Source organism: Humibacillus xanthopallidus (assembly GCF_006716675.1).
Taxonomy (GTDB): Bacteria; Actinomycetota; Actinomycetes; order Actinomycetales; family Dermatophilaceae; genus Humibacillus; species Humibacillus xanthopallidus_B.
The window spans coordinates 455,683-474,125 of sequence record NZ_VFPM01000001.1; the positions used below are offsets into that span (position 1 = coordinate 455,683).

The following is an 18,443-nucleotide window of genomic DNA, read 5'->3' on the forward strand; positions in this document are numbered from 1 at the left end:
CGGTCCGTCGAGGCCGGGGGAAGGGCGGGCTAGGAGGTCCAGGCGCGCCAGAGCGCGGCGTACTCCCCTTCTCGTGCGACGAGCTCGTCGTGGCTGCCCAGCTCGGCGACCCGTCCGTCGATGACGACGGCGATGCGGTCGGCGTCGTGCGCCGTGTGGAGCCGGTGGGCGATGGCCACGACGGTGCGGCCGGTGAGCAGCGCGTTCATCGAGCCCTCGAGGTGACGGGCGGTGCGCGGGTCGATGAGCGAGGTCGCCTCGTCGAGGACGATCGTGTGCGGGTCGGCGAGGATGAGCCGGGCGAGCGCGATCTGCTGCGCCCGGCCGGGCGTCAGCACCTGCTGACCCGAGCCGATGCGCGTGTCGATGCCCTCGGGCAGCCGGTCGACCCACTCGAGCGCGTCGACGGCACCGAGGGCCGCACGCACCTGCTCGTCGCTCGACCCCTCACGGGCGAGCACGACGTTGTCGCGCACCGACCCGATGAAGACGTGGTGCTCCTGCGTGACGAGCGCGACCTCGGTGCGCAGCACGTCGAGCGGCAGGGCGGTGAGCTCCACACCGCCCACGGTGACCGACCCCGTGCGCGGGCCGTGGATGCCCGACAGGAGGCGGCCGAGGGTCGACTTGCCCGACCCGCTCGGCCCGACGATGGCGAGCCGCTCGCCCGTGCGCAGGTCGAGGTCGATGCCGTGGAGCACGTCGTGACCGGCTCGGTAGGCATAGCGCAGGTCGTGGCCGACGAGGTCGCGCCCCACCGGCCGGTCCGGCCCGGCCTCGCGGTCGGGCGGCACCGTGGCGATGCCGAGAAGTCGCGTCGTCGAGGCGATGCCCACCTGCACGCGGTCGACGGTGTGCACGAGCATGTCGAACGGCCCCCACAGCGCCTCGGCGTAGAGGATCGCAGTGGTCAGCTGTCCGAGGGTTGCCCACCCCTGCGCGTAGCCGATGGCACCGAAAAGGAGCACGAGCACGCGCGGCATGCTGAAGGCGATGTCCATGACGACGAAGAGCAGGTTGCGCAGCGTCATCGTGTATCTCTCCGCCTGGCCGGAGACCTCGATGTCGTCGTCACCGCGACGCAACCGCTGCTCGCCGAGGCCGAGCGCCTCGACGGTGCGGGCGCCCTCGACGGTCTCGGTGAGCGTCGTGTTGATGCGCGAGTAGGTGCCGCCCTCTGTGAGGTAGCCCTTTGGAGCCCGCTTGAGATAGCGCCTCACCTGGAAGAGCGCGAGCGTCATGAGCACGATCGAGGGCAGCGACAGGACGAGCGAGTTGCTCACCATCGCGACGAGCGTGAGCGCGACGGTGATGCTCGCGACGATCGACTCGGGCAGCGCCCAGCGCACGCTCTCGCTCATCGTGCCGACGTCGCGGGTCACGCGGGTGACGAGGTCGCCCGAGCTCGCGCTCTCGACCCGCGACAGCGGCAGGCGCAGGATCGCCCGGACGATGAACTCACGGGCGGCGGCGAGGACGTTCTGGCCGAGCACCGTCGAGCTGATCTTGGCGGCGAAGGTGAAGAGGCTCTGCACGACGACGAGGCCGGCGACCACGAGTGCTGCGGTGTTGGCCCCCGCGAGGGCCGCGTCGACGCGCCCCGCCTCGACGTCGGCGACCGTCGAGTCCACGAGGTTTCCGAGCAGGCGCGGCACGAGGAGCCCGGCGGTGGCCGCGAGCGCGTTGGCGAGCACGACCACGACGACGAGCAGGCGGTGGTCGCCGAGCAACCGGCCGATGAATCGGACCACCTGGTGGTTGTCGGCGATGGGCAGGCCCGTGCGGGCGTTCATCGTGTCCGCGACGAACTCCTGCGCCCGCCGCTCACGCAGCAGGTGTCGCCGGTGCAGCGCGGCCACCCGCTCGCGCACGGACGCGGCAGCGGGCGGGCGCAGCTCGTCGGGCACCGCGGGCACCTCCGGCCCGGCATCCCACGTCGCAGCGGACTCAGCCGCGACGACTGGGGAGAGCAACGGGCTGAGGTCGCCGGCGGCATACGGCGACGAGTCGACGCCCTGGAGCGTGCTGTCGGGGTGGCTCATCGCGCCTCCTCCCTGACGGGCGCGAGCGTGGGCGTGCCCTCGGTGCCGCGCACGACGACCGAGCGGTATGCCGCCGAGCTCGCGAGCAGGTCGGCGTGCCGACCGCGCGTGGTGGCCACGCCGTCCTCGAGGAGGATGACCTCGTCGGCGTGGTGCAGCAGCAGGGGTGAGGCGGTCATGACCACGGTCGTGCGGCCCGCGCGGTGGGCACCGAGGCGCTCGGCGATGCGGGCCTCGGTGTGGGCGTCGACGGCCGACGTCGGCTCGACGAGCACGAGCACCTCAGGGTCGGCGGCGAGCGCGCGCATGAGGACGAGCCGCTGGCGCTGGCCACCGGAGAGACCGCGACCGCGCTCCTCGAGCTCGCCCTGCCACCCTCCGGGGAGGGCGTCGAAGACGTCCTCGGCGGCGGCGGTGTGCAGCGCACGCTCGGCGTGCTCGCGGCTCAGCCGGTGGAGTGGGTCGACGGCGTCACGCAGCGTGCCGGCGAAGATCTGGGGCGAGGTGTCGCTGACGAGGATCGCCGCCCGCACCTCGTCGAGCTCGACGCTCGCGAGGTCGACACCGCCCACGGTGACGCCCCAGGGCTGACGGGCCCGCTCGTCGTCGCGGCGAGCCTGCTCCTCGCGCGCACGGGCCCGGGCCGAGCGCTCACGACGGGCGGCCCCGCCCTTGAGGTCCTCCGGGATCTCGTCGCTGACGAGCGCCCCCTCCTCGCTGTGGAGGTAGCGGCCGAGCCGGTCGGCGAGCGCGGCGCAGTCGTCGGGGACGGCCGAGACGACCATGGTGAGCCGGCCCGGCTCGATCGTCGCTCCCGAGGCGCCGTCGACGATGCGCGCGTGCGACGGCAGGCTCGCCGGCTCGGCGGGGTGCACCCACGGCGGACGCTGCGAGAGCACGGCCACGGCTTTGCGGGCGGAGACGATCGACCGGGTCCACTTCTGGGCGAACTCGACGAAGGTGCGCATCGGCTGGATGAGGAAGAGGCCGTAACCGAGGAAGCTGACGAGCTCGCCGACGGTCAGCTCACCCTGTGCCACCTCACGCGTACCGAGCCACATGAGCGCGACGACGAAGCTGCCCGAGAGGAGCACGCCCACCGACTCGACCGCGGCGAGCCAGCGGCCGGCGGCGACGCCGGACTCGCGCACGCGCTGTGACTGGGTGTCGTAGTTGCCACCGAAGGTCTGCTCACCGCCGATGCCGCGCAGGATGCGGAGGCCACCGACGATGTCGGTCGCCATCGAGGTGAGCTCGGAGTTGCGGGCGCGCTCCACGCCCTGCCACCGCTGCATCGGTCGCAGCAGGGGTGCACCGAGCAGGACGAGCAGGGGCGCGGAGATGAGGACGAGCAGGCCCATCCGCACCGACGTCGTGAGCACGATGCCGGCGACGACGAGGTAGGCGGCGAGCTGCGAGAGCGCGCGCGTCGTCACCTCCATGAGCGCGCCGAACTGGTCGCCGTCGCTGCCCGACACCGAGAGCACCTCGCCCGTCGGGGTGCGGCGGGTCAGCACGTGGCCGAGCTGCAGTGCCTTGCGGGTGACGAGCTTCGTCGTGCCGTAGAGGGCGATGAGCCACTCGCGGACGATGACCGTGTGGAAGGCGATGCCGCTCGCCGCACCGAAGACGGTGACGACGGCGAGGAGGAGGATCCACTGCATGGTCTTCGCCGAGTCGCCGGCGACGATGCCCGTGTCGATCGCGCGCCCGACGATCCAGGGGCCGACGGTCTGCGGCACCATCCAGATGAGGGCGACGAGCAGGCCGACCCAGAAGAGCACGCCGTTGGCCCGCACCATCCACCAGAGGAACCTCAGGGGGCTGCGGGTGTCGGGCTCGTCGGCGCCGCGTTCGGTGTAGGCCCGGATGACGGGCGGGAAGTCTCGCATGGCCCATCCACCCTAGGCCGGGCCACCGACACCGCCCCAATCCTTTTTGTCCTCGGCAGAGTGAGCGGCCGTATGCCGTATGCCGCGTGCTGCGGCCCCGCTCCCCCGCCCGTCGAGTGCCCACTTCCCGACACCCACCGCCCCGTCGAGTGCCCACTTCCCGACGACGTTTTCCACACCCCGGTGCGGAAGGTCGCGTTGATCCACAAGTCGATTCGCCCTGGAACATGACGAGAACGTCCTCGGGCAGTGTCGCCGTATGGATCTCCCCATCACGCCGTTCAGCGTCGCTCACGGCAGAGAGCTCGGCATGACCGATCGACAGCTCGATTCGGCGACCTTGAATCGGCCCTTCCGCGGAGTCCGATCCATCTCAGCGCCGTCGAGCCTGATCGAGCGGGCGGAGGCCCTGGCCTGCGTTCTGCCAGTAGGTGCGGCCTTCTCCCACACCACGTCCGCGCAGCTCCAGGGCCTTCCCCTCTCGTACGCGCTTGAAGCGGACGAGCGGCTGCACGTCATCCACCGAATCGACAGACCACACCTTCGCCGAGCCAACGTGGTCGGGCATCGGGCCGTCCATGCTCGAGCAGTCACAACGGTCCATGGTCTCCGAGTTGTCGGCCTCGCTGACACGTGGGTCGACTTGGGCGAGCTCGTCGGCCGAGGCAAGCCCCTGGGCCTGGATGACGCAATCGTCGTGGGCGATGCCTGCGCCACCGCACTGCGTAGCACCGCTCCTCTGAAGGCGGCACTGAGCCGGCGAGTGCGTCCACGTGGCAAGGCTCTCCTCACCGAGGCGCTGGAACTCATCCGGGTGGGCTCATGGTCTCCGCGCGAGACCACCGCGCGAATCATGTTCGTCCGGGCGGGCCTTCCCGAGCCGCTGCCCAACCAGGCGATCTTCGCATCGTGGAATCCCGAGGTCCTGCTGGGCTACGGCGACCTGGTCTGGCAGATCGACCTGCCAGACGGTCGGAAGGTCCGGCTCATCGGCGAGTACCAGGGTGCTGAGTTCCATTCAGGAGACTTGCAGCAGACGCATGACGACTTCCGATGCACACGGCTCGAGGACGACGGCTGGATCGTGATCGAGATCTGGGCCGTCGACATGGCCACCGCCTCAGCGCGTTGGGCGATCATCCGCCGCTTTGCCCAGGAGCTGCATGTGCCGGAGTCTGCGCTGACACTTCACGGGACGGATCCACGCTTCTTCTCCCGCCACGCGATCGATGCGGCGATCGCCCGCGACGAGCTCTGGCGCGCGCGTAGGGCGTGACGGTGTCCGTCGAGAACTGGGCACTCGACCGTCGACGGCCCCACGGCGTACGACCTGAGCCGTCGAGAAATGGGCACTCGACGGGGACGCACCACGTCCGAGAATGGGCACTCGACCCACGACGTCGAGAACTGGGCACTCGACCGTCGACGGCCCCACGGCATATGACCTGGGCCGTCGAGAAATGGGCACTCGACGAGGACGCACGACGCCGGGAACTGGGCACTCGACTGGACGGGGGATCCTCAGCCGTGCGTGGCCTCCGCGAGTGCCGCGAGGGCCGCGGTGAAACACTCGGCCGGAGGCGTGACGAGTCCCGCGCCGACCTGACCGGTGCCTGCGACGCGCCCGGCCATGCCGGTGTTGATCTGCGGCAGGATGCCGGTGCGCACGACCGCGGTGACGTCGATGCCGGTCGGCGTGCCGCGGAACTCGAGGATCGGCACCTGGTGGGCCGTGTGCTCCCCGACCGTGATGGCATACATCGTCTGCGTCGCCCGCAGCGCGAAGGGCACGTCGCCGCCGACGAACTTCACGATCGCCGGCGCCGCCGCCATCGCGAAACCGCCGATGCCGGCCGTCTCGGTGATCGCCGAGTCGCCGATGTCGGGGTTGGCGTCGTCGGGGCCGTAGGACCCGAGGAAGAGCCCTTCGGGGGTGTTGGCAGGGCCCGTGAACCACGCGTCACCCGTGCCCGAGACGCGGATGCCGAAGTCGGTTCCGTTGCGCGCCATTGTCGTCACGACGCTGGATCCCGGAATGCCATGGGCTGCAAGCGTGCTCAGCTTGCAGGCCGGCATACCGAGGTTGAGGAAGAAGTGCTCGTTGGCACCCGAGAAGCGCACAGCCTCAGCGATGTCTGTCGAGCTCGCGTCAGCGGTGATCATCGTCGGCAGCAGCTCGCGCAGGAGCATGAGCGAGCCGGCCCGGTTGCGGTTGTGGCCCTCGTCGCCCATCTGGAGCATCTGCGCGATGATCGCCTTGACGTCGACCGGTCCGGACGCGTCGACGCGGGCTCGCACCGCCTGCTGGAGGATCGGGCCGAGCACGGCGTTCATCCAGCGCAGCCGCTCGATGACCTCCGGCCCGTAGGCGCCGTAGCGCAGCACCTTGCCCAGCCCCTCGTTGAGCGAGCACCACGACGTGTTGTCGTGCACCTCGTCGCGCAGCTCGTAAACCCACATCGACGGCGAGATGACGCCGGCCATCGGGCCAACCGCGTCACGGTGGTGGCACGGCTCGAGGGTGATGCCGTCGCCCTTCTCGAGCTTCGCCTCCGCCTCCTCGGCCGTGTCGGCGAGCCCCTCGAGCAGCATGGCGCCCATGAGGGCACCCTTGAGCGGCCCTGAGGCGCGGGCGAATTCGATCGGCGGGCCGGCGTGCAGGAAGGTCCCGACCTCGAGGCCGAGCGCGTCGCGAGCGGGCCGCACGTCGACGAGGTCGGCTCCGGCAGCGGTCATGCGGCGCAGCGCCTCCGCGTTGGCGGCGGCACGCCGATCGTCGGCGAGGACGACGGCGAGGTCGCGCTCGGTGCCGGGCATCGGCGGCTGCCAGTCGACCTCGCTCACTGAGACCGCTTGGGCGCGAAGCGAATCCGCGAAGAGTCCCGCGCCCGCCGTTGCGACGACGATCTCGCTCGACAGCAACGTCTGGACGCCGACGAACTGCTCTCTCGATTGGGGTGGAGGTTGAGGATGCGATCGGGGTGCGGCGTCCGTGCCGACCGCGGTCCGCGCGTCACCGCTGCCGTATGCCGTCCCGCCCGTCCCCGACTCCAGTGGCCACGTGCGCCTGCCGAGGAGGTGGATCGCGTGGCGGGTGGCGTCGGCGTTGGAGAGCAGCACGGTGGCGCCGGCGTCGGCGAGCGTCTCAGCGCTGCGCTCGAGCCCCGGCGGGTCACCGGACGTGCCGGTGAGCGACACGACGACGGGGAGGTCACGGCCCGCCGCCGCGGCCGTCTCGCGCGCCGCCGTGATGGCGGCGGCGAGCTCCGGGGCGGGGTCGGGGTGGGCACCGTGACCGAGCACGAGGTCGAGCAGGAGAACCCCGCAGGTCGGGTCGGCCGCCTCGACGGCGATGCGTTCGAGCCGCAGTGACGGGTCGATCATCGGGTGCGCACGGCCCTGGGTCATGGAGTCGTCGCCGAAGTCGATGACGACGTGCCCGCTGTCGCGCAAACCCGGTCCGAGCGCGAGGTTAGGTCGCAGCGGGATGTTGGAGCGGACGTCGCCGAGGTACTCCGCCGCGATGAGCATGGCCTCGTCGGCCAGGGTGCCGCCGCAGAAGAGCCCGCGCAGCGACCCCTCGCCGATCTCGTCGCTGGAGGCTCCCGCCCACTCCGGCCACACGCGCTGCGCGCCCGGCCCGTCGCCCGCACCGTCGTCGGCGCCGACACCCGTTCCCGCCGCTGCGAGCAGCGCCTCGACTGCGGCGGTGAGGTCGGGGCGACCCGCCCCGAGCGTCGCCCACTGGACCGGCTTGCCGAGCCCCGCGGCATACGACTCGAGCTCGGCGAGCACCTCGGGGGCCGGAGGCTTGGAGACGACGACGATGCGCTCGGTGACCGGGTCGGCGGCCAGCGCGCCCAGCGCCTGGCGCGTCGAGCGGCCACCCACCGCGGAAGAGAGGTCGCGGCCGCCGACGCCGAGACAGTGGCTGACGCCGACGCCTGCGGCGTCGAGCAGGGCCATGACCTGCTGCGCGCCGGTGCCCGACGCCGCGACGATGCCGACGGAGCCGGGCTGCACGACGTTCGCGAAGCCGAGCGCGACACCGCCGACGACCGCCGTGCCGCAGTCCGGGCCCATGACGAGCACGCCGGCGCGCGCGGCGGCGTCCTTGAGGGCCACCTCGTCCTCGACCGGGACGTTGTCGGAGAAGACCATGACGCTGACCCCGGCCGTGATGGCGTCGAGCGCCTCGGCGACGGCGTGCGCGCCGGGCACCGAGACGAGGGCGAGGTCGGCCCCGACGGCCGTGATGGCCGCCGCCGTCGTGCGCGGGGCGGGCGCGGCGCCGAGGCCTGCCCCGAGCCCCCCGGTCGCCCCTCTGCGTCGGGTCAGCTCCTCGGCGACGACGGCGAGGGCCGCCGCGATGCCCTCGTCGCTGCCGCGGACGGCGACGAGCAGGTCGTTGGGCGATCCCTCGGGCACGTCGAAGCCCATGCCCCGGATGACGTCGAGATTGAGCTCGGTCGCCATGGCCACCTGTGCCGCATCGACTCCGGGCGCACCCGCCGCGGCACGCGAGACCTGCATGAGGCTCACGGAGTCGACGTAGCTGCCGGTGCGGCGCTCGACGTGGTCAGGCACGGTGGGCTCCCTCGGGTGGGGTGGTCGGGTGGGGTTCGAGCACGGCAAGGGCGCGCAGCGCGCCGGAGACGCCCGCGAGCAGGTCTCGCCCGGAGGAGTGTCCGATGGCGAGCACCCGCTCCAACACCGGGCCGTATGCCGTCCGGTCGGCTCTTGCCGTCAGGTCGGCTCTTGCCGTCTGGTGGGCTCCCGGGTGGACGGTGAGGGTGACGAGGCGCACGACGTCGGGGACGGCATACCCCGATGCAGCCGCGAGGACGAGCGCGGCCGAGAGGCTCGTCGTGCGACCGAGCGCCGGCAGCACCTGGGCACGCAGCGCGGCGAGCGCCCTTGCGGCGTCAGGGTGCCCGACCGAGGCGAGAGCGAGGAGCACTCCGCAGAGCGCGTCGTCACCGCTCGGGGTGAGACCGCGGCCGGCGCCGACGAGACCGAGCACGGCGTCGGCGAGCGGCCGCCCGGCTAGCGCTGTCACGGTGAGGTGGAAGGTGAGCTCGCCGAGCACTCCGGGGTCCGGGAGGAGCTCGGCATCGGCCACGGTGGGCACGCGCGGCGCGGCGTGCACGCGCGACGGTCGGGCGAGGCGTGACGCGACGACCTCGAGCGACGGCAGCACGAGGCGGCCGGCTCCGACGACGATGTCATCGCCCGGCTCGACCCCCCAGCGGAGCGCCGACGACGGTCGTGCGAGCCGCAGGCCGATGGGCAGGTGCAGCGCGTCGGCGGCGAGAAGGGCCAGCACCCGGTCGTGGGCGCCGAGCTCGACATAGACACACGTGTCGAAGACTCCGAGCACGCGGCGGGCCGTGGGGGCGCCGGCGACGGCACCCGCGACGAGCGGCGACACCGCAGCGCCGACCAGCTCGCTCCCGTGCACCCCACCCATCGTGCGCCGCCCTTCTACCGTCCTCTGCCGACGTGTCAACCGTCGCGGCCGTGCGCCGGCATGCGACCAGCCTCCACCCGGTCGGGTGGCGTGTCGTGACGCTATCCACGCTGGGTAGGGTGCGCTCATGGTGAAAGTTGCCAACGATGGGCGCCTCCGCGATGGTGACTTGCCAGCCGCGCCGTCGACGCGTCGCGAGTGGCGGTCCGAGGTCGACGTCTCGGGGATCTCGCTGCGCCTCATCGCGGGGCTCGCCGCCACGGCACAGGGCTCCGTGCAGGCCTCCGCCCAGCGGCTCGACGCCACGGTGGACAGCACGCTGCCCCTGCGTCAGGCGCTCACGCGGAGCCAGGCTGCTGACCGGGCCACGGACTCGGTGCGCAGCCACGGCTCCGTCGGCGTGCTCGCGCACTGCCTCGTGCTGACCGATGCGGCCGAGCTCACCGCCATCTCGGGCGGCGACGGCGACGCCATCGAGGCCCCGGGTGTCGTCGAGGCGCTGCACCGGGCCGGCGCGGCGGGGCTCGTGGCGTCAGGACTCGGCCGGACGGCATACCGCGTGGTCGCGGCAGCAGCGGAGCGCAGCGGACTCCCCCTCATCGAGGTGCCCGAGGGTCACATCGGCGCGTTCACGACCGAGGTGCTGAGCGCCATCCTCGAGCACCAGACGGCGATGCTGCGCCGCCTCGAGGACGCCGACCGCGCGCTCGTGCAGATCGTGCTCGCCGGCGGGTCGCTCGACGAGCTGTGCGAGCAGGTCGTCGGCTTCCTCGACGGGGCCGCGATGGTGACGACCACGGACGGGCGGGTCATCGCGCGGGCGGGGTCGGCGCGGGAGCTCAGCCACGCCGAGGGCCTCGACTGCTTCGACCGGACCGGGCGGCTGCTCACGGAGAGCGAGCCGATGGGCCTCGCCCGCGACGAACGCACGGGCGCGACGCGAGGGTCGGGGCGGGCGGCCGTGCGGATCGTCGCAGGTCACCTCGACCACGGCGTGCTCATGGCGTTCTGCAGCCACCGCGACCTCACCGCCGACGACGTGCGCCTGCTCGAGCGGGCCGCCACGGTCGCGGCCCTCGCGATCACCAAGGACCAGGCCGTCGCGGCTGTCGAGAGCAAGTACCGGGCGGAGTTCCTCCGCGACGCCCTCGCCGGGCGGGCCGGGTCAGCCGCCGACGCAGCGGCGCACGCGGCGTCCCTCGGGTGGGACATCGACCGACCGATGGTCGTCGTCGTCGCCGAGACCGACGAGGACGACGACCGGACGAACCGCGACCCCGAGGAGGTGCGCTTCCTCCAGCAGCGCTTCGCCAGGGCGTGGACCCACGCGATGGCGGTGCGCGACCCGCGCGGGCCCGTCATGGGCTTCAGCCGCGAGGTCGTCGCGCTCGTCGGGGTGCCCGCTGACGCCGACACCGAGCGGCTCATGCGCTCGGTGACCGAGCTCGTGCGCGTCGTGCGCGGTGACGGTGGGGGCGGTCGGCGGAGCTTCTCCGCCGGCGTGTCGCGGCCGATCACGTCGGTCGAGGCCCTCCCCCAGGCCTACGACGAGGCACTGTCGGCGGTCACGGTGGGGCGCCAGATGCACGGCGACGGGGCGCTGACCCACGTCGATGGCCTCGGCATCTACCGCCTGCTCGCGCTCATCCCGGAGGGCGCCGACCTGCGCCGCTTCGTCCAGGACTCGCTGCGTGAGCTCGCCACCGACGACTCGCCGGAGTATGCCGGGCTGCGCGAGACGCTCGCCATCCTGCTCGACACGAACATGAACGTCGCCGAGACGGCACGACGGCTCTTCTTCCACTACAACACGCTGCGCTATCGCATCGGCAGGCTCGAGAAGATGCTCGGCCCCTTCTCGACCGACCCCGAGCTGCGGCTGACCCTCGCGCTCGCGCTCAAGATCCACGCCATGCGCGGCCTCTGATCGACAGAGCACTCCGTCGGCAATCGAAAGAGCAGTTCGTCGCCTCAGTGGATCCGCGCGGTCACGCAGCCCACGATCGAGAGAGCAAACCGTCAAGCACAGCGCGGAGCCGACGGAGTGCTCTTTCGATTGGCGGGGGGCCGACGGAGTGCTCTTTCGATGGGGTGGTCTGTCGGGTCAGGGGCGTGTCGAGCGACCCAGGAAGAGGGTGTCGCCGACGGCATGAAGCTCGGTGAAGCCGAGGTGGCGGTAGAAGCCCACCGCCCTCGGGTTGCCCACCCCCACGCCGAGGTGGACGCCCGGCGAGCCGGCTGCGGCGAGGCGCTCGAGCAGGGCCTCGATGAGCCGCCGACCCCAGCCGCCGCCCTGCCACCGCGGCAGGAGGTCGATGTGCAGATGTGACGGGTGGTCGGCGACCACGACGTCGGGGGCACGTGCCGGCCGGTGGATGAGCGCCACGACACCGGCGTCTGCCGAGCCCGGCGTGTGCCTGGCGAGTGGGTGGCGCTCACGCAGCGGCGGCCACCACTCACGCTCGCAGCGGTCCTCGAACGCCCGGGTGTCGAGGGCGCCGAGCGTGTAGCCCCCCGCCCCCATGCCGTCGTCGAGCACCAGCGCGAGCCCCGGCTCGAACGCGAGGTAGGGGCCGACGTAGACCTCGCCGAGCAGGGCCGGCTCGGCATAGCTCCCGGTAGCGTCGGCGCCGGAGTCCCCGGTGCGCAGGCAGATGTCATAGAGCGCCCCTCGGTCGCGAGGCTCGTAGGGCCGCAGGGGAGAAGACACGGATACATCATGACCTGCCAGCAGACTCGCCCCGGCGTGTATCAACCTTTGACGAACGCGATCCCGGGTTGCGGGAGTAGTTTTCGCCCATCCCGCAGTGGGAGCAGGGGACCGGATCCGCGTGACGCGCGGCGACCATAGGAGTCGGAATGGCTTTGGGCTGGAAACTTCACGGCGACGGCAGGACCTTGGGGCCCGACGACGTCGTGGCCCCCGACGAGCGGCTCACGTGGGGCAGGACCGCCGGGCTCGGCGCCCAGCACGTCGTGGCGATGTTCGGGGCGACCTTCGTCTTCCCGCTCGTCATGGGGCTCAACCCGCAGCTCGCGATCATGATGAGCGGTGTCGCGACGATCTGCTTCCTGCTCATCGTCAAGGGCAAGGTCCCGAGCTACCTCGGCACGTCGGCGAGCTTCGTCGGCGCCGTCGTCGCGATCCGGGCCCAGGGCGGCACCTCCCAGGACGTCACGGGCGCCATCCTCGTGGCCGGTCTCGTGCTGGCCCTCGTCGGTGTCGGCATCCACTTCGCCGGCTCCGCCGTGCTGCACAAGGTGCTGCCGCCGGTCGTCACCGGCGCCGTCGTCATGCTCATCGGCTTCAACCTCGCCCCCGTCGTCGCCAACATCTACTGGCCGCAGGACCAGTGGGTGGCGCTGCTCGTCATGCTCTTCACCATCGTCTGCGCCGTCGCCTTCAAGGGATTCGTCTCGCGCATCGCGGTCTTCCTCGCGCTGATCTTCGGCTACGTCATCTCGTGGCTCTTCGACCAGATCTTCGGCCAGATCACCTCCTACGACGCGGGCGCCGGCAAGGTGACGACGCACTTCCGCACGAACTTCGACAACATCGCCTCGCAGCCGTGGTTCGGCCTGCCGCCGTCGACGACGATGGGAGCCGACGGCAAGGAGATCGTCGGCATCCACGCCCCGTCGTTCTCGGTCGCCGCGATCCTCCTCGTCCTGCCCGCCGTGGTCGCGCTCATCGCCGAGAACACCGGCCACGTCAAGGCCGTCGCCGAGATGACGAAGACCAACCTCGACCCCTCCATGGGCCGCGCCATCGCCGCAGACGGCGTCGGCACGATGATCGCCTCCTCTGTCGGCGGCTCTCCGACGACGACGTATGCGGAGAACATCGGTGTCATGGCCGCGACGCGCGTCTACTCCACCGCGGCCTACTACGTCGCGGCCGCGGTCGCGATCATCTTCGGGCTCTCGCCGAAGTTCGGAGCGCTCGTGGCCTCGGTGCCCGGCGGGGTGCTCGGCGGCATCACGGTCGTGCTCTACGGCATGATCGGCCTGCTCGGCGCGAAGATCTGGAAGGAGAACGGCGTCGACTTCGGCAACCCGATCAACCTCGTGCCGGTGGCCGCCGGCATCGTCATCGGCATCGGCAACGTGACGCTCGTCTTCTCCGACAGCTTCTCGCTCGGCGGCATCGCCCTCGGCACCATCGTGGCCGTCGGCGCCTACCACCTCGCCCGGGCCATCGCCCCGTCCGAGCTGCGTGACCGGGCCGACGCCGCCGGAGGCACGATGATCTCCCTCGGCGAGAGGGAGGGAGACTACGGCGACGCCGACGGCATCGACGACCTCTACCAGGACGCACCCGGCGGACCGGACCGGCGGCGCTGACCCCGGCTGAGCCGGACGGCATACCGCACCCGTGGGCCCCCGATGCGTCATCGGGGGCCCACGGTGTTGACGGCACAACCTGACAAGAGCGCGGGCCCAGGGATGCGACCAGCCCCCTAGTGCCCGCGCCGATCGGAAGGCAGGATCGATTCGGTGAAGCCAGCCCCCTTCGTGCACCACGCGCCGCGCACCGTCGGCGAGGCCGCCGCCGTGCTCGGGCAGGTCGGCCACGACGGCAAGGTGCTCGCCGGCGGGCAGAGCCTCGTGCCGATCCTCAACATGCGCCTCGCCGCGCCGGCCCACCTCGTCGACATCAACGGCGTCGAAGGGCTCGACGGCATCGTCGTGGGCGACGAGGCCGTCCGCGTCGGCGCGCTCGTGCGGCACGCGGCGCTCGCCCGCTCCGAGGAGGCGTATGCCGCCCTCCCCCTCCTGCGCCAGGCGACCCTCAACGTCGCCCACCCCGCCATCCGCAACCGCGGCACGACGGTGGGATCGATCGCGCACGCCGACCCCGCAGGCGAGATGCCTGCCGTGCTGGCGCTCTGCGACGGCGTCGTCGAGGCCGTGAGCACCCGAGGGACTCGAGAGATCGGCTGGCAGGACTTTTTCGCCGGGCCCCTCGAGACCACCCTCTCCATCGACGAGCTCGCTGTCGCAGTGCGATTCGGCCGCTTCCCCGCGGGCACGCACACCGCCTTCAGGGAGTCTGCTCGGCGCCACGGCGACTACGCGCTGGCTGGCGTGGGCGTCAGGGTGACGGTCGCCGACGGCGTCGTCACCGAGGCCCGCGCGTCGTTCGTCTCCGTCACCGACGTGCCCTCAGTGCTCGATCTCGGTCCCGTGCTCGCGGGCACCGAGCCCGGGTCCACGGCCTGGGGCGTGGCGGTGGACGCCGCCGCCCAGGCAGTTCGCGACCACGTGCAGCCGGAGAGCGACATCCACGCGACGAGCGACTACCGGCGGATGCTCGTCGGCGAGCTCACCCGGCGCGTGCTCGACGAGAGTGCCCTTGCGGCAGAAGGAGATCGGTGATGACGGACGTTGAGACGCTTCATGACGTGACGGTGACCGTCAACGGGGTGCGGCGGACGGCCGCCGTGCCGGCCCGGCGCCTGCTCTCGGACTTCCTCCGTCACGACCTGCGCCTCACCGGCACCCATGTCGGCTGCGAGCACGGGGTGTGCGGCGCGTGCACGGTGCTCGTCGACGGCGCGCCGATGCGCTCGTGCCTGATGTTCGCCGTGTCGGCGCAGCAGCACGAGATCACGACGGTCGAGGGGCTCGGCTCCTCGACCGACGCACGAGTGGCCCCCACGGGTGAGTCGTTGAGCCCGGTGCAGCAGGCCTTCGCCGAGTGCCACGGGCTCCAGTGCGGCTTCTGCACCCCGGGCTTCCTCACGACGGTCACCGCCTACCTCGAGGAGAACCCGACGCCGACGAACGAGGAGGCGCGCGAGGCGATCTCGGGCAACCTCTGCCGGTGCACCGGCTACCAGAACATCGTCAAGAGCGTCCTGCGCGCGGCTGAGATCACGGCCGAGCGGCGTGGCGAGGCGGCTGCCTCCGGCGGCGGGGAGCCCGCATGACGACGCAGATGTTCGGTGCACCGATTCGGCGCAAGGAGGATCCTCGACTCGTCAGCGGCGGCGGTCGCTACCTCGACGACCTCGGGCACGACGCCCTCGCTGCCGCCTTCGTGCGCAGCCCGCACGCGCACGCCCGCATCGTCGAGATCGATGCTGCCGACGCGGTCGACGTCGAGGGAGTCGTCGGCATCTACGTCCACGAGGACCTGCCCGGTCGCGTCGGCGAGCCGCTGCCGCTGCTCATCCCGCACCCGACGCTCACGCACGGGCGCACGGGCCATGCCCTCGCCCGCGACGAGGTCAACCACGTCGGCGAGGCGGTCGTCATGGTCGTCGCGACCGACCGCTACGTCGCCGAGGACGCCTGTCAGCGCATCCGCGTCACCTACGAGCAGCTGCCGCCGGTCGTCGGCATCGAGGCCGCCCGCGACGGCGTCCGGCTCGTGCACGACGACGTGCCGGGCAACGTCGCCGCCCACATGCTCCAGGAGGTCGGCGACGTCGACGCTGCCCTCGCCGCTTCACCGCACACCCTCACCCTCGAACTCGACATCGAGCGCAGCGCCTGCACCCCGATGGAGGGGCGCGGGGTCTACGCCCGCTGGGACGACGAGCGCGGCGAGCTGCGCCTCTGGTCCTCGACGCAGACCTCGACGGGCGTGCGCGCCGCCGTCGCCGCCAAGCTCGACCTGCCGCTCGCCAAGGTCGAGTGCATCGCCCCCGACGTCGGTGGCGGCTTCGGCGTCAAGATCGTGCACCCCTGGCCCGAGGAGGTGCTCGTGCCCTGGGCGGCCCGGCTGCTCGGCCAACCGGTCAAGTTCACCGAGGACCGCCGCGAGCACTTCGTCTCCGCCGCCCACGAGCGCGGTCAGCTGCAGACGGTGACCATTGGATTCGACGACGACGGAAGGCTGCTCGCGCTCGACGTCAAGCTCTGGCACGACAACGGCGCCTACACGCCCTACGGGATCATCGTGCCGATCATCACCTCCACCCAGCTGCTCGGCCCCTACAAGCCGGGCGCGTACCGCTGCGAGTTCTGGTCGCTCTACACGAACACCGTTCTCGTCACGCCCTATCGCGGCGCCGGCCGCCCCCAGGGCTGTTTCGCGATGGAGCGGGCGATGGACGCCATCGCCGACGAGCTCGCCCTCGACCGCACCGAGGTGCGTTCGCGCAACTTCATCCTCCCGAGCGAGATGCCCTACGACCACGGGCTGCTCTTCCAGGACGGCCGGCCGCTCAAGTACGACTCCGGGGACTTCCCGGCGAGCCTCGCCAAGATCAAGGCGCTCGTGGGCTGGGACGACTTCGCGGCATACCGTGCGACGGCGGAGGCCGAAGGGCGCCGCGTCGGGCTCGGGATCGGGTGCTACGTCGAGGGCACCGGCGTCGGACCCTACGAGGGCGGCCACATCCAGATCGAGACGAGCGGCCGCGTCAACGTCTCGACGGGACTGACGTCGCAGGGCCAGGGCCACGAGACCGTCTTCGCGCAGATCGTCGCCGACGAGCTCGGCGTGCGCCTCGAGGACGTCCACGTGACGACGGGCGACAGCCGCAAGATGGCGTACGCCGTGGGCACCTTCGCGTCGCGCGCCGCGGTCATGAGCGGCAGCGCGATCGCCCTCGCGGCCCGCAAGGTGCGGACCAAGGCGCTGCGCATCGCTGCCGACGCGCTCGAGGTGTCACCGCAGGACCTCGAGATCGTCGAGGGCACCGTGCGCGTCAAGGGCGCACCCGCGACGTCGATGTCGCTCGGCACGGTGTCGGTGCTGTCGAACCCGCTGAGATATGCGTTCGACGAGGCCGCCCAGGCCGCAACGCAGTTCGCGGGCACCTTCGACCCCGACAAGCCTCCGGTCGCCGATGACGACGAGCCCGGCCTCGAGGGGCGCGACTTCTACTCCCCCACCCAGGCGACCTTCGCCAACGGCATGCACGCGGCGATCGTCGAGACCGACCCCGTCACCGCCGAGATCCGCATCCTGCGCTACTGCGTCGTGCACGACTGCGGCACGATGATCAACCCGATGATCGTCGAGGGCCAGGTGCACGGCGGGGTCGCCCAGGGCGTCGGCGGCGCCCTCTACGAGCGGATGGCCTACGACGAGTCGGGCCAGCTGCTCAACGCCTCGTTCATGGACTTCCTCGTGCCCTACGCGTCCGAGGTGCCGACGATCGAGACCGACCACCTCGAGACGCCGTCGCCACTGAATCCCCTGGGCATCAAGGGCGCCGGCGAGGCGGGCTGCATCCCCGTGTCGGCCGTCATCGCCTCCGCGATCGAGGACGCCGAGGGATTCCCGATCACCCGGATGCCGATCTCACCCAACGACCTCTGGGAGCTGCGCCGCCGTCACGCCGCCGGCGAGATCCCGTCCCTGCACCGCGCGACCCGCACCGCACCCAAGGAGACGACGGCATGAAGATCACCGGCACCTCGAGGCTCGCGGCGCCGCCCCACCAGGTGTGGGACGCCGTCCACGACCCGGCGGTCCTCGCCCGCTGCCTGCCCGGGTGCGAGCGCCTCACGGAGCTCGCCGACCACCACTACGCGATGACCGTCACTGCGGGGGTGGCCGCCATCAAGGGCACCTACGACGGTGAGGTGGCCCTGCTCGAGCCCCAGCCGCCGACCTCCTTCGCGATGCGCGCCTCGGGAGTCGGCGCACCCGGCACGGTCGACGCGCTCGTCGTCGTTCGACTCGCCGAGACCCCGCTCGGAGGCACCGAGCTCACCTACGACGCCGACGCCTCCGTGGGTGGTGCCATCGGTGGCGTCGGGCAGCGGATGCTGTCGGGCGTCACGCGCAAGATGGCAGGTGAGTTCTTCGCCGCCCTCGACGCCGACATCGCCGGCCTCAACGGCGCGGGCACGGGGGTGGCCACCCCGCCGCTCGCGGGTGGCCCCGAGGCCGTCGGCGCTGCGCCGGCCCCCATGGCGGGCGCAGGGAGCGCACCGCGGTCCTACCCCGGGCGAGCCTCGCAGCCGTCCGGGTCGGCACTCGAGGGGCCGCGAGGCTTCGCCCTCGGGGTCGTCGCCGGCGGCGTCATCGCCCTGCTCGGGGTCGCGCTCGGCGCACGGCTCGGACGGAGGCGCTGA

The 18,443-nt window shown here is 71.9% G+C and carries 12 protein-coding genes; 7 read left to right on the top strand and 5 right to left on the bottom strand.

What is annotated here, in order from left to right:
• Positions 1-29: 29 nt before the first annotated feature.
• Both FBY41_RS01930 and FBY41_RS01935 read right to left on the bottom strand, forming a co-directional pair.
• A complete protein-coding gene (locus tag FBY41_RS01930; protein WP_141841737.1) occupies positions 30-2,042 on the bottom strand; it encodes an ABC transporter ATP-binding protein in 2,013 nt (670 codons plus the stop codon).
• Positions 2,039-3,934 (bottom strand): ABC transporter ATP-binding protein, encoded by a 1,896-nt coding sequence (locus FBY41_RS01935; protein ID WP_141841738.1) that lies wholly within the window; start codon positions 3,932-3,934, stop codon positions 2,039-2,041. The genes FBY41_RS01930 and FBY41_RS01935 overlap by 4 nt, the downstream gene beginning before the upstream one ends.
• Positions 3,935-4,193: 259 nt before the next feature.
• Here FBY41_RS01935 and FBY41_RS01940 point away from each other — a divergent pair, with 259 nt between their 5' ends.
• Positions 4,194-5,210, top strand: a complete 1,017-nt coding sequence (locus tag FBY41_RS01940) for a hypothetical protein (protein WP_141841739.1) — start codon at positions 4,194-4,196, stop codon at positions 5,208-5,210.
• A 245-nt stretch (positions 5,211-5,455) separates the two neighbouring features.
• On the opposite strand, the gene FBY41_RS01945 is transcribed toward FBY41_RS01940, so the two are convergent.
• Entirely contained in the window at positions 5,456-8,521 is a 3,066-nt protein-coding gene (locus tag FBY41_RS01945) for a DUF1116 domain-containing protein (protein ID WP_141841740.1), read from the bottom strand.
• Entirely contained in the window at positions 8,514-9,395 is an 882-nt protein-coding gene (locus tag FBY41_RS01950; protein ID WP_141841741.1) for an oxamate carbamoyltransferase subunit AllH family protein, read from the bottom strand. Before FBY41_RS01950 ends, FBY41_RS01945 begins: the two co-directional genes overlap by 8 nt.
• Before the next feature lie 178 nt (positions 9,396-9,573).
• Here FBY41_RS01950 and FBY41_RS01955 point away from each other — a divergent pair, with 178 nt between their 5' ends.
• Positions 9,574-11,331, top strand: coding sequence for a helix-turn-helix domain-containing protein (locus FBY41_RS01955; protein WP_260439505.1), 1,758 nt, complete (start codon positions 9,574-9,576; stop codon positions 11,329-11,331).
• 177 nt (positions 11,332-11,508) lie between these two features.
• Here the strand turns inward: FBY41_RS01955 and FBY41_RS01960 are convergent, their stop codons facing one another.
• The gene (locus tag FBY41_RS01960) at positions 11,509-12,114 is read right to left on the bottom strand and encodes a GNAT family N-acetyltransferase (protein WP_141841743.1); all 606 of its coding nucleotides are present in this window, start codon (positions 12,112-12,114) and stop codon (positions 11,509-11,511) included.
• 149 nt (positions 12,115-12,263) lie between these two features.
• Between FBY41_RS01960 and FBY41_RS01965 the strand changes: the two genes are divergently transcribed.
• The 5 genes from FBY41_RS01965 to FBY41_RS01985 all read left to right on the top strand — a co-directional run bounded on the left by FBY41_RS01965 (position 12,264) and on the right by FBY41_RS01985 (position 18,443).
• Positions 12,264-13,748 (top strand): uracil-xanthine permease family protein, encoded by a 1,485-nt coding sequence (locus FBY41_RS01965; RefSeq protein WP_141841744.1) that lies wholly within the window; start codon positions 12,264-12,266, stop codon positions 13,746-13,748.
• A gap of 153 nt (positions 13,749-13,901) precedes the next feature.
• Positions 13,902-14,783, top strand: a complete 882-nt coding sequence (locus tag FBY41_RS01970) for an FAD binding domain-containing protein (protein ID WP_141841745.1) — start codon at positions 13,902-13,904, stop codon at positions 14,781-14,783.
• Positions 14,783-15,337 (top strand): (2Fe-2S)-binding protein, encoded by a 555-nt coding sequence (locus tag FBY41_RS01975; protein ID WP_141841746.1) that lies wholly within the window; start codon positions 14,783-14,785, stop codon positions 15,335-15,337. Before FBY41_RS01970 ends, FBY41_RS01975 begins: the two co-directional genes overlap by 1 nt.
• Positions 15,334-17,766 (top strand): aerobic carbon-monoxide dehydrogenase large subunit, encoded by a 2,433-nt coding sequence (gene cutA / locus FBY41_RS01980; RefSeq protein WP_141841747.1) that lies wholly within the window; start codon positions 15,334-15,336, stop codon positions 17,764-17,766. The genes FBY41_RS01975 and cutA overlap by 4 nt, the downstream gene beginning before the upstream one ends.
• Entirely contained in the window at positions 17,763-18,443 is a 681-nt protein-coding gene (locus FBY41_RS01985) for an SRPBCC family protein (RefSeq protein ID WP_141841748.1), read from the top strand. The genes cutA and FBY41_RS01985 overlap by 4 nt, the downstream gene beginning before the upstream one ends.